Origin of the sequence: Labilibaculum sp. K2S (genome assembly GCF_030372765.1) — a bacterium.
GTDB lineage: Bacteria > Bacteroidota > Bacteroidia > Bacteroidales > Marinifilaceae > Labilibaculum.
This window is the reverse complement of the sequence record NZ_JAUCMW010000002.1, coordinates 280,528-293,096: the sequence shown is the minus strand read 5'-3', so window position 1 is coordinate 293,096 and position 12,569 is coordinate 280,528. Positions and strand designations below refer to the sequence as shown.

Genomic DNA, 12,569 nt, shown 5'->3' with positions numbered 1-12,569 from the left:
CTCTTTTTTGACACTGTCCCGCAAAGTGTGTAAGTGATATTTCCAGGGTTAGACTTTAGTTAAGTCTGACCCTTTCTTCAAATATAGCTAAAAACTGATTGAGTATCACTCCCCAGTTTTGAATTGGCATCGTCCATTTTCTGGTCGCTTCCCTTGTGGCCAGATAGGCCGATTTCATTACTGCATCATCAGAAGGAAAGGACAATTTGTTCTTTGTGTACTTTCTGATTTTACCATTCAGATTTTCGATTAAATTGGTGGTGTAAATGATTTTTCTGATCTCCAGAGGAAATTCAAAAAAAGCAGTCAGTTCTTCCCAATTCTCCCGCCAGCTCTTTACTGCATAGGAATACTTTGAATTCCATTTGTTGGCAAAATCCTCTAAGGCAGCCTCTGCTGCATTTTTAGTAGGAGCACCATAAATGAGTTTTAGATCCATTGTAAACTCCTTCTTATCTTTCCATACAACGTATCTGCAGGTGTTTCGGATTTGATGAACCACACAGATTTGAGTTGTTGCCAGTGGGAATACGTTACGAATGGTATCTGTGAATCCGTTTAAATTATCTGTTGCGGTAATTAGTATGTCCTCAAGTCCACGAGCTTTCATGTCTGTTAAAACACTCAACCAATAAGCCGAGGATTCATTTTTACCCAGCCATAGTCCCAAGACTTCCTTAAGTCCATCTCTTCGGAGTCCTACGGCAATGTAGATGGTTTTGTTGATGATCTTAGAATTCTCCCTCACCTTAAAGACAATACCATCCATCCAAACGATTAGATAAACCGGTTCTAATGGGCGGTTTTGCCAGGCCACAATGTCTCCAATTACTTTATCGGTAATACGGGATATCGTGCTGGCAGAAACATCAAAGTTGTAGAGTTCCCGAATTTGCTGTTCAATGTCACTGTTGCTCATTCCTTTGGCATAAAACGATACAATGATATTCTCCAGACCTTCAACCATACTGCCACGCTTGGGGACAATCATCGGGTTAAAACTAGCATCCCGATCACGGGGTACATTGATTTCAGACTCTCCCAGACTTGTTCGCACTTTCTTTGTTCCATAGCCGTTTCTGGAGTTCTCGGCAATTGACTTTTCGTGCTTCTCATAACCTAAATGATCATCAAGTTCCCCTTCCAGCATTTTCTCAATGCCTCGCTTTTGAACCTGCATCAGAAAGTCATTTAGCTGTTTTCCTGTTTTGAATTGCTTTAAAATTTCATCGGTCAATAAATCTTTTGGTTCCATAATAAGTGTGCTTTTAATATGAGACTAACGTAAAGTTATTTCCAATTTTTTTCTTGAGCTAGAAAAGGGCTCCGAAAAAATCAGAATAACTTTACTTACACACTTCATGGGATACGGCTTCTTTTTTTATTGCTTCCAATGTTATTGATATCTTTTTATAATTCAATTTGAATTTTAACCTTACCGCCCAAACCTTTTTCAACTATATCAAAAAGAGTTTTTAGAGTTAAATTACTGCCATTGTTCTCAACTCTTGAAATGTAGGTGCGCTTTTTATCTACAAGCTCAGCTAATTCATTTTGAGTCATGTTTTTATCTTCTCTAGCTTTACGTAAAAGGAATCCTATTTTAGTAGCTTCAAAATCTCTTTCAAGCTCATCTCTTCGGTCGGTTCCTTTAGCACCGTAAACGCTATCCTTAATGTTTGCCCAGCTTTTAGTGTTCATCTTCTTTTGCTTTTTCTTCGTAATACGAGTTCATTAATTTTAAAGCCTTGTCTATCTCTTTTTTCGGTGTTTTTTGTGTTTTCTTTTGAAAACCATTTAAAAGGATTACCAGTTTACCTTTATCGAAAAAACAGAATACACGCCAAATATTTGAAGCCAGTTTTATTCTTGCTTCGTAGAGTCCGTTGGTGTCTGTTATTGCTTTTAGATATTGTACAGGAACTCTTTCGTAAGTTTCAATAATCTCTATGATTTTAAAGATTTTATCTTGCACCTTACTAGGTTGCTCCTTTAAAAAATCTTCGAAATGATTTTCGTAAGCAATAACCTCTCTTATTCTATCCATACGCCAAAGGTAACTTAAAAGTTACATATTTAAAAGTGAGTATTAGTTAATAATTACATATTCAAAAAAACAGCAGAATTGATATTCGTTAAATCTATTCCAAAAAACTACTGTAATCTTCTGGTAATTCAACATCATTAACTCGAATGTAATTGAAGATAGCTTTACTTTCGTGTCCTGTGATAAGGCTCAATTGTTGTATTGTTTCGTGCTTGGAAAGCGTTTTACGTAGTTCTAAATAGATTTTAGTAATGTAGGTGTGTCGGAATGAATACAGCTTAAAATCTTTGCTGATATTGTATTTCTCTCTGAATCTGGAAAATCTTCTGGTGAAATATTTTCGTTTGTCTTCTTCGGACAAATCCCAGTTCTCAATTTTATCAGGTTTGAATAAAAAGCCTGTTTTTCCCTTTGCAAATTCTGCTAGTTCGTCAATCAATAATTTGGGAATAATCTTGGTTTTGCTTGATTTTGTTTTGGTTTCAACCGAAATCGTATTTCTTTCAAAATTGATGTCTTCCAGTCTGATACGAAGGATTTCAATAGGCCGCCAAAACATAAACGAAACAAATTTTATAAACATCAAAAGTGTTTGGTCGTGCTGTTTTAAGAGTGTTGATATTTCGGTCACGTCTTCCTCGGTATAGATTCTTACGGGTTTTTCTTCTTTTTTTGAGTTCTGAATCTCTTTTATAAAGTTAACGGGTATTAAATCTTCGCTGGAAAGAACTGTAAAAATAGCACTTAAAGCCCCTTTTGTATTGTTTCTGTTGGTAGGGTTTTTTATCGTTCTCAGGTATTGGGTAACAATACTTTTATTGATATCCTTTATTGATAAATGAGAATATCCCTGACTCTTGATGTATTTTTTGAACAGGTTAATTTTAGTTTCGTAACCTGAAAAGGTAGTTCCCTTTACTTCCGGCCTTTTAATCTCCAAAGCAAAGTCCAGTGCCGAAAGTGCGGTGTGTTCGCTTGCTGTTTCTCCTGTTTCGTAGGGGGAAAATCCATCTTTCAAAAGCTTCTCAATACTGTTTCGAACCATTTTCAGAAACTTTAATCGTTCGTCAAAGTCTTTGTAATCTTGATTTACATTAAAATAGATGGGAGTTTGTGGAACTTTTTTAGGTTGTCCAGTTGTTGTTTTTGCCGTTGGATGTTCAAATGAATAGTAAACATACCAGCGTTTGTATTTTTTCAGGATAGCTTTTTTTTCATCTTCAGTAAATGATGAAAGTGGCTTTGAAGTCACTATTTTTGGATAAATACTAGGTCTTGTGTATTTTCTCACGATATATGCGATCGTATATTCGGTATGTAGTAGGTCTATAATTTTAGCCATAAAAAAATGCGCCGTAAGGCGCATTTTCATTGACTTTTTATCTAGGGTGAAAGACCGGTCTCGAACCGGCGACCTCTGGAACCACAATCCAGCGCTCTAACCAACTGAGCTACAATCACCATTTTTGCTCTAATGCGGTGCAAATATAGAGAAATCTTTAATTATTATCCAAGTGTTTTATGAAAAAAATACAAAAATATATTCTGAAAGGATTATAAACTCTACCTTTGCAGGCAGTTAACTAATTTTAGTAAAATGGATTTTTTTATCGATAGAAAAGAAACAGAAGAATTGTTTCAGGAAATTTTCAAGAAAATTCAAATTCTTCGTAATGGTGAGACACATCATGAAATGAAAAAATTTGGATTGAACTACCCAAAAGCATTGGGAGCAACAATTGTAAATTTGCGGGAAATAGGGAAAGATTATCAGAAGGATCATCTTTTAGCGCATAAATTATGGACAAAAGGCTTTCGCGAATCGAAAATTGTGGCAACCCTTCTCGAAGAACCGGAAAAAGTGACAGAAGCGCAGTTAGAGCGATGGTTCGCCGAGATGGATTCAAATGAATTGTTGGAGCAAGTAAGTATGAATTTATTTCAGTATATACCTAATATAAAGGAGCTTGTTAAAGAGTGGGTGAAAAGTGATACTGCAGCAAAACAGGTGTGTGCAGTAATGGTTGTTGGACGCCTGGCAATGGATAAAAAGGAGGAGAGTGACAGGCTGTTTATCGATTTTATAGAATTGCTTCCAAAGAAATTCGAGGATGCTTATTTTTTTAATCAGGTAAAAAGAGCCTTGGGTAAAATTGCCCGAAGAGGAGATGTTGTTGTGAATAAGCTTGTTGCTTTGGTTTGCGAATTGAAAAGAGAGGATGAGGACTGGAAGGAGATTTGGGGTGATCTTCAATATGAACTTAATTTGTAAGTTTTTTAAGATATTTTAAGATGTGATATGGCATTCACATCTAGGAAAAGAAAATTAAACAAAGTAAATTTGAGCTATATTTTGTAAAAAATTAAGAATAGATTTTAAAGATTAAGAGTTAACACATATGGGATATACAAAAAGTTCTAATCCTGTTCTGAGCGAAAAGATTTTTTACGCATCAAGAAGTGGATCGTACAGCGAAGCAATGACGGTAAGCGGAACCGTAAATAAAGTTGGTTTGTTACTGTTTTTTCTGGTAGCAGCAGCAAGTTACACATGGGGATTGTACAATGACTCTATGGATTCATCAGTGATCATTCCATGGTTAATCGGTGGGGCAATTGTAGGCTTAATTCTTGCCGTTGCTACTGCTTTTAAGCCGGTTTGGTCGCCTTATACGGCTCCGTTTTACGCTTTAGCCGAAGGGCTTATGCTGGGCGGATTGTCGGCAATGATGAATTCAACCTATCCAGGTATTGTGGTACAGGCTGTTGGTTTAACATTTGCCACTTTGTTTGCAATGCTTTTTGCTTATAAAACCGGATTGATAAAAGCAACTGAGAAATTTAAAACTGGTGTGATTGCCGCAACGGGTGGAATATTTATATTTTACATGTTGAACTGGATTTTAGGCATGTTTGGCATTGGCTTAAACATCGCAAATGGTTCTGGTTTACTAAGTATTGGAATTAGCCTGTTTATTGTTGTTATAGCTGCACTTAATTTAGTTTTAGATTTCGATTTTATTGAAAAGGGTGCGCAATCTGGAGCTCCAAAATACATGGAGTGGTATGGTGCATTTGGGCTAATGGTAACATTGGTTTGGTTGTATGTTGAATTGTTGAGATTGCTCTCGAAATTGGCCAGACGATAAATCTGCATTGAAACCCAAAGAAACGGGTTAAATTTTATTTCTTCATATAAAAAAAGAAGGATAAATTTTAAACAGTTTCTAAATTACAGAACTTAAATAAAGTGAATCGAGTGAGGATAGTTGAAGTTTTAGATCAGACGCATCAAAAAGATTTTTTAGATATTGCCAGAATCATTTACAAGGATGATTCCAATTATGCTTGTCCGTTGGATGCTGAGATTGAAGGTATATTTGATCCGAAAGAAAATTCATTCTTTAAGCATGGTGAGGCAAGCCGATGGATATTGCAAAACGATGAAGGAAAAGTTATTGGACGAATAGCTGCGTTTATCAACACCAATAAAGCTTTTTCTTTTGATCAGCCGACAGGCGGATGTGGTTTTTTTGAATGTGTAAATGACAAAAAGGCAGCATTTTTATTGTTTGACACAACCAAGGAATGGTTAAAGAATCGTGGCATGGAAGCCATGGATGGTCCGGTGAATTTTGGCGAGAATGATAATCATTGGGGCCTTTTGGTTGATGGTTTTATGCCTCAGGGATTCGGAATGCCATATCATCAGAAATATTACAAGGCATTTTTCGAGGAGTATGGCTTTAAGGTGTTCTTTGAGCAGTATAGCTATCATCTTGATTTAAAAAAACCTTTCCCGGAGCGATTCTGGAAAATTGCTGAGTGGGTTGCTAAAAAGCCGGGATTTACTTTTGAGCATTTTTCATATACAAAATCGGAAAAATACATTCAAGATTTAATTGCAATTTATAATGAAGCATGGAAATTTCATGATAATTTCTCGCCGATAGATCCTGAAGATATTCGTAAAATGGCTCGTGATGGAAAAGGAGTAGTTGAGGAAGAATTTATTTGGTTTGCTTATCATGAAGAAAATCCAATTGCATTTTTTGTGATGATGCCGGATATCAATCAGATATTGATAAAGATGGATGGTAAATTTAATTTATGGAACAAACTAAAATTTTTATATCATTTAAAAAAGAAAACAATTACCCGCGCTCGAATCTCAATAATGGGTGTTGTTCCTAAATATCAAAGATTTGGTGTTGAGTCTGCAATTTTCTGGCACATGGATAAAGTGATGAAGAGAAAACCGAACTATAAAGAAGTGGAACTTTCGTGGGTGGGAGACTTTAATCCGAAGATGGTTTCCATTTATGAGTCGGTTGGTGGTGTGAAAATGAAAACGCATTATACCTATCGTTTGCTTTTTGACCCTAATAAACCCTTTAAACGGACACCTATTATCCCTCTGGAAAACAGGGGAAGTAAGGCTAAAGAGAAAAAAGTAATGGAAAGTGAAGAATAATTTATTTATTCTTTTGCAAAACAGATTACAATATTTACCTTTGCAGCCTATTGGAAGTAGATTATAAGAAACTAAAGGATATTAAAATGAAACAAGGAATACATCCGGAAAATTACCGTCTTGTAGCTTTTAAAGACATGTCAAACGAAACTGTTTTTATTGCTAAGTCGACTGCTAGAACTAAAGAAACTATTGAGTTCGAAGGTATTGAGTACCCAGTTATTAAGCTTGAGATCTCTAATACATCTCACCCTTTCTATACAGGTAAGATGACATTAGTAGATACTGCTGGTCGTGTTGATAAGTTCATGAATCGTTACAAGAAACACATGGACGGTAACAAGAAGTAAGATTAAAAAATCTACCATATTAAGAAAAAGCCTCGATTATTCGAGGCTTTTTTTTATTTTTGATCATGCATAAAAATCCTTCGGATTTAAATTACTACTACAATGAATTATATTCTTTTTGATGATGGGACATGGAATGATCTGCGTCCACTCACATTTACTCGTCCGGTATCTGAGATTCGGGTTGGCATTTTAAGCATTCGTGAAAAATGGGAGAAATATCTTGCCGCCAGCTTAAGTCATTCTACGCAGGATTATTTATCTGTAAAATATCCAATTTTAGTTCAGGAACAAAATGTATTGATTAATGGTTCTGTACTTCCTGATGAGAAGTTGAAAGATGCAATTTTGAACTTAAAAGTGGGAGAGTATCTTGCAAGGGAAGGAGTTATTTTGGCTGCTAATTTTTTGGCTGCTGATGTTGAGTTGGTGAACAGGGAAGAAATTGAAGCAAAAGTTAAAGTTGTGTATGAGCAGGCTGTTGATCGAATAGCAATGCCTTACGATATATTTGAAAGCAATGACAAGGCTCTTCGTGCCGATTTTGAATTGCTGACCAAAGGAAGAAAATCTCAGAAGATAAGCGATACGGTAAATGTTCTTGGAAAAGAGAATGTATTCCTTGAAGAAGGAGCAAAAGTAGAATTCGCAAGTCTTAATGCTGCTGATGGTCCAATTTATATTGGAAAAGATGCAGTTATTATGGAAGGATGTTTGGTGCGTGGTCCTTTGGCCATGTGCGAGCACGCGGAACTAAAAATGGGAGCCAAGGTATATGGAGCAACTACTTTAGGACCCTACTGCAAATGTGGCGGCGAACTAAATAATGTGGTATTGTTTGGTTATTCGAGCAAAGCTCATGATGGTTTTTTAGGAAATGCAGTATTGGGCGAATGGTGTAATATTGGTGCTGACACGAATAATTCAAATTTAAAAAACAATTATTCGGAAGTGAAGTTGTGGAGCTACTCAAGTGAAAGTTTTGAAAAAACAGGCTTGCAGTTTTGTGGTACGATCATGGGTGATCATTCCAAATGCGGAATTAATACCATGTTGAATACCGGGACTGTTATTGGTGTGAGTGCCAATGTGTTTGGGGCCGGCTTTCCCCGTAATTTCATTCCATCTTTTGCAATGGGCGGCAATCATGGTTTTAAGGAATATCGCTTAAAAGCAACTTTCGAAGTTGCTGACTTGGTAATGCAGCGCAGAGGTTTGGAATTTAATGAGGTGGAGAAAAATATCTTGACAAATGTATTTGAAATGACAAAAGAGTATCGGAAATCATTTTAGCACAAATCCTTATTATATTAATATGAGTTCTTTCTGTTAACTGATAGAACTCATTTTTTATTTTGGCATAGCTATTGCCAAGTAAATAGTGACCAATTAATTTTGGTGGAAACAGACATTTTGTCACTTTTTACAGGACATAAGTTTGTTTTCTTTATAGTGAGTAATGAGAACATGACAAGCGAAATAATGAGTAGAAAGATTGAAATCAATATAAGTGATATCGCATTGACGAATATGATGGATGAAGATTCAGATTTTATTCCAATTATAACCGATGAGGATGAAAATGCGCTGGACGAACTAGTTGTTCCTGACAGTTTGCCAATTTTGCCTCTTCGGAACACGGTTTTATTTCCTGGCGTAGTAATCCCTATTTCGGTAGGAAGAGAGAAATCCTTGAAATTAGTTCGTGAAGTATACAGCAAGAAGGGGATGTTGGGAGCCGCCACTCAAATAGATTTGAGTGTTGAAGATCCGCATTTTGATGATATTTATAAAATTGGAACGGTTGCTCAAATTATCAAAATTTTGGAAATGCCTGATGGTTCTACCACAGTTATTTTACAAGGTAAAAAGAGATTTGAGTTGCAGGAAATGATTTCAGAGGAACCTTACCATATTGCTAAGATTAAAACACTGAAAGATATTCGTCCAGAGGAGGAGGATAATGAGTTTAAAGCTCTTATATCTTCGGTTAAGGATATGGCTGTTAAGGTGATTAAATTGTCGCCTCACATTCCTAATGAGGCTAGTTTTGCGATCAAGAATATCGAAGGGTCTTCGTTTCTAATCAACTTCATTTCAAGTAATTCTGAAATAAAGCACAATCAGAAACAAAAGTTGCTGGAGATTGAGGAAATTGCCGGCAGAGCAATGAAGCTTTTGGAGTTATTGGTTCGTGAAGTGCAGGTTTTGGAGCTGAAAGATGATATTCAGACCAAAGTAAAAACTGATATGGATCAGCAGCAAAGAGAGTACTTGCTGCATCAGCAAATGAAAACCATTCAGGATGAGTTGGGCGGAGGTCCAAACGAACAGGATGTAGAAGAGTTGGAAGAAAGGGCACAAACTAAAAAATGGACCGACGAAGTTGCTGCTGTTTTTGAAAAAGAATTGAATAAACTTCAACGTTTGAATCCTGCTTCAGCAGAATATTCGGTGCAGTTAAATTACCTTGAGGAGTTGCTTGATTTACCATGGAGTGAATGCACCAAAGATAATTTCAATTTGAAAAGAGCTCAGAAAATTCTGGATCAGGATCATTTCGGTTTGGAAATAGTAAAAGACAGAATTATTGAGCATTTGGCTGTATTAAAACTAAAAGGAGATTTAAAATCACCGATTTTATGTTTGTATGGACCTCCGGGAGTTGGTAAAACATCTTTGGGAAAATCTATTGCGAGAGCTTTGGATCGGAAATATGCCAGAATGTCTCTAGGTGGATTGCATGATGAGTCAGAAATCCGCGGACACAGAAAGACATATATAGGTGCAATGCCAGGAAGAATTATTCAGGGTATGAAAAAAGCCGGTTCATCCAATCCTGTTTTTATTTTAGACGAGATTGATAAAGTGAGTAATGATTTTAGAGGAGATCCATCTTCTGCTTTATTGGAGGTTCTCGATCCTGAACAGAATAGTGCATTTCATGATAACTTTTTGGATGTAGATTACGATTTATCGAATGTGATGTTTGTAGCTACAGCTAATAACGTGGGGGCGATTTCGGCACCTCTTCGCGATCGTATGGAAATGATTGATGTAAGTGGTTACATTCAGGAAGAAAAAGTACAGATTGCCAAGAGTCATTTGATTCCAAAGCAGATGGATAATCATGGAATTACTGCCGGGAATATTAAAATCTCGAAAGAAGTAATTGCTGAAATCATCGATAAATATACTCGAGAGTCCGGCGTAAGAGCATTGGATCAGCGTATTGCCAAAGTGATGCGACGTGTTGCCCGTAAGGTAGCAATGGAAGAGGAATATGATATTAATGTAAAGATTGAAGATCTTAAAGAATTTTTGGGCGCTCCAATCTTTAGCAGAGATAAATATCAAGGAAATGAATACGCAGGTGTTGTAACAGGTTTGGCGTGGACTTCGGTTGGCGGTGAAATTTTGTTCATCGAATCGAGTTTATCGGCTGGTAAAGGGAAATTAACTCTAACCGGTAATTTGGGCGATGTAATGAAAGAGTCAGCATTGCTGGCACAAGAATATTTGAGGGCACACTGTGGTGCATTGGGCATTAAAAAGGAAACTTTTGATGAGTGGAATCTTCATGTTCACGTACCTGAAGGAGCAATCCCAAAAGACGGACCTTCGGCTGGTGTTACTATGGTGACTGCTATGGCTTCAATTTTCACACAACGTAAAGTAAAAAAACACCTGGCTATGACTGGTGAAATTACACTTCGTGGAAAAGTGTTGCCGGTAGGCGGAATTAAAGAAAAGATTCTTGCAGCCAAGAGAGCTGGAATTAAGGAGATCATTCTTTGCAATCAGAATAAAAAAGACATTGAGGAAATTAAGGATATTTATTTAAAAGGTCTGAAATTCCACTTTGTTGATGAGATTATGGAAGTTTTGGATATTGCCTTGATGAAACAGAAGGTAGATAATCCCATAAAATTTTAATTTGGCGTAAATTGGGAAAGGCTTTCGAAAGAAAGCCTTTTTTTGTTTCGGATTCTTTATACCATAAAATTTCTTACTTTTAAACTGTTGTGCAATTAATTATTCTTATTTGAGATACTCAACAGACAAAAATTATCGTCTACCTATGAATGAAAAAGGAAAATATTTTATTGTAGTTCTTGGTTTAATCTTGTTAGGGCTATTGTTTTGGTATTTCAGTAACATAGTAACCTACGTTTTAATTTCGGTTGTTCTTTCTTTCATCGGACGTCCGGTTGTCGACTTTTTAAATGGTTTAAAAATTAAGAAATGGAAATTTCCTACAGTTCTGTCGGCGGGGATAACACTCATTCTTTTGTGGATGGTCATGATCATGTTCTTCCGCATTTTCATTCCAATGATCGCATCGCAGGCGCAGGATCTGTCAAGTATAGATGTGAATGCCGCGGTTCAAAGCCTTGAAGAACCAATGCAAAAAATAGAAGCTTTTGTGGTGAAGTATTCTTCCAATGGCGAGACTTTTGACCTGAAAGCAGTTCTGGTTAAAAATATTTCATCATTCGTGAAAATATCTGATGTTTCTGATATTTTTGGTTCTCTTGTTGGTACTTTGGGAAATGCATTTATTGCTTTGTTTTCGATCTCTTTCATTACTTTTTTCTTTTTGAAGGATAGCAGTTTGTTTACCGAGGGAGTTGTGGTTTTGGTTCCGGCCCGCAGCGAAGAAGGTGTTCGTCATGTATTGGATTCGATAAAAAAACTGTTAATGCGTTATTTTGTAGGACTGTTTTTTGAAGTAATACTGGTTGGCTTTATGGTAACCATTGGTCTTACCATTGTTGGTTTGCCTTTTAGTACCGCAGTTGTAATTGGTCTGTTTGCAGGTATTATGAATGTGATTCCTTACATTGGGCCAATCATTGGAGCCTGTTTTGGGATGATTATTGGAATTGCGACCAATTTAGATGTCGATTTTTATACAGGAATTGTTCCTCTTTTAGGATATATGGCAATTGTATTTGCAACGGTTCAGATGATCGATAATATTTTGTTTCAGCCCTTAATTTATTCCAATAGCGTAAATGCTCATCCTCTCGAGATTTTTATTGTGATTATCATGGCAGGTAGTATGGCAGGTATTTTAGGAATGATGCTGGCAATACCATCTTACACAATTCTGCGTGTTATCGCAAAAGAGTTTTTCAACAAATACCGGTTTGTAAAGAAATTAACGGAGAAAATATAAGTAATTATTAATGAATTAATTCTTAAGTTAAGAATGAAATGTTACCGCATATTTTTAAAAAATATTTTACTGGTATTCTTTGCTCTGTTTTTTACGAATTGCGATACTGAAAACATGAAAAAAGTATCGGATGATAAGTTTATTGGAGTTTGGGAGTTGAAAGGACGTTCGATGTTGGATGGAATCAAAGTATCTATAGAGCGTACCGAAAATGGTGATTTTGTAGGTAAGGTTCTGGATATTAACTCAAATAAATACGTGAACTTATTTTTGGAACCAGGAGATGTTCTCGTGAGTAGTATTAAAAGGTCTTCAAACTTTCAGTTTCGATTGACAGAAAAGAAAATTGGAGCCGGGTTATTTTCTATTTATGGATTAGATACGAGTGAGGAATTTAAGCTTGAGTTTATTGATGAGAATACACTAGGATTAGGTTCTGGAACTTCAGATCCATTAAAGTCTACAGTATTTTACAAAAGAATAAAATAGCAACCAGTGTTAGAACAACAAAAAAAG

At 36.2% G+C, this 12,569-nt stretch carries 12 protein-coding genes and 1 tRNA gene; 8 read left to right on the top strand and 5 right to left on the bottom strand.

Annotated elements, in window-relative coordinates; genetic code table 11:
• Positions 1–55: 55 nt before the first annotated feature.
• The 5 genes from QUH73_RS04285 to QUH73_RS04265 all read right to left on the bottom strand — a co-directional run bounded on the left by QUH73_RS04285 (position 56) and on the right by QUH73_RS04265 (position 3,509).
• Positions 56–1,255 carry an IS256 family transposase gene (locus tag QUH73_RS04285; protein ID WP_289529226.1) on the bottom strand — a complete coding sequence of 400 codons (1,200 nt, stop codon included), beginning with the start codon at positions 1,253–1,255 and terminating at the stop codon, positions 56–58.
• 155 nt (positions 1,256–1,410) lie between these two features.
• Entirely contained in the window at positions 1,411–1,701 is a 291-nt protein-coding gene (locus tag QUH73_RS04280) for a helix-turn-helix domain-containing protein (RefSeq protein ID WP_289529225.1), read from the bottom strand.
• Positions 1,691–2,047 carry a type II toxin-antitoxin system RelE/ParE family toxin gene (locus QUH73_RS04275; protein WP_289529224.1) on the bottom strand — a complete coding sequence of 119 codons (357 nt, stop codon included), beginning with the start codon at positions 2,045–2,047 and terminating at the stop codon, positions 1,691–1,693. The genes QUH73_RS04280 and QUH73_RS04275 overlap by 11 nt, the downstream gene beginning before the upstream one ends.
• A gap of 94 nt (positions 2,048–2,141) precedes the next feature.
• The gene (locus QUH73_RS04270) at positions 2,142–3,419 is read right to left on the bottom strand and encodes a tyrosine-type recombinase/integrase (RefSeq protein ID WP_289529223.1); all 1,278 of its coding nucleotides are present in this window, start codon (positions 3,417–3,419) and stop codon (positions 2,142–2,144) included.
• Positions 3,420–3,433: 14 nt separating this feature from the next.
• A tRNA-His gene (locus QUH73_RS04265) sits at positions 3,434–3,509 on the bottom strand.
• Positions 3,510–3,644: 135 nt separating this feature from the next.
• On the opposite strand from QUH73_RS04265, the gene QUH73_RS04260 reads away from it, so the two are divergent.
• From QUH73_RS04260 to QUH73_RS04225, 8 genes are all read left to right on the top strand, one after another.
• Positions 3,645–4,319: a DNA alkylation repair protein gene (locus tag QUH73_RS04260; RefSeq protein WP_289529222.1), complete on the top strand. Its 675-nt coding sequence runs from the start codon at positions 3,645–3,647 to the stop codon at positions 4,317–4,319.
• Between the two features lie 127 nt (positions 4,320–4,446).
• On the top strand, positions 4,447–5,196 hold the full coding sequence (locus QUH73_RS04255; RefSeq protein WP_289529221.1) for a Bax inhibitor-1/YccA family protein: 750 nt from the start codon (positions 4,447–4,449) through the stop codon (positions 5,194–5,196).
• Positions 5,197–5,306: 110 nt separating this feature from the next.
• Positions 5,307–6,521: a GNAT family N-acetyltransferase gene (locus QUH73_RS04250; protein WP_289529220.1), complete on the top strand. Its 1,215-nt coding sequence runs from the start codon at positions 5,307–5,309 to the stop codon at positions 6,519–6,521.
• 86 nt (positions 6,522–6,607) lie between these two features.
• Complete coding sequence (locus QUH73_RS04245; protein ID WP_101308277.1) at positions 6,608–6,871, top strand: type B 50S ribosomal protein L31; 264 nt, start codon at positions 6,608–6,610, stop codon at positions 6,869–6,871.
• Between the two features lie 102 nt (positions 6,872–6,973).
• Positions 6,974–8,164 (top strand): GlmU family protein, encoded by a 1,191-nt coding sequence (locus QUH73_RS04240; protein ID WP_289529219.1) that lies wholly within the window; start codon positions 6,974–6,976, stop codon positions 8,162–8,164.
• A gap of 189 nt (positions 8,165–8,353) precedes the next feature.
• Positions 8,354–10,807 carry an endopeptidase La gene (gene lon / locus QUH73_RS04235; protein WP_289529218.1) on the top strand — a complete coding sequence of 818 codons (2,454 nt, stop codon included), beginning with the start codon at positions 8,354–8,356 and terminating at the stop codon, positions 10,805–10,807.
• Positions 10,808–10,952: 145 nt separating this feature from the next.
• The gene (locus QUH73_RS04230) at positions 10,953–12,053 is read left to right on the top strand and encodes an AI-2E family transporter (RefSeq protein ID WP_289529217.1); all 1,101 of its coding nucleotides are present in this window, start codon (positions 10,953–10,955) and stop codon (positions 12,051–12,053) included.
• Positions 12,054–12,167: 114 nt separating this feature from the next.
• Positions 12,168–12,542: a hypothetical protein gene (locus QUH73_RS04225; RefSeq protein ID WP_289529216.1), complete on the top strand. Its 375-nt coding sequence runs from the start codon at positions 12,168–12,170 to the stop codon at positions 12,540–12,542.
• The last annotated feature ends 27 nt before the right edge of the window (positions 12,543–12,569 follow it).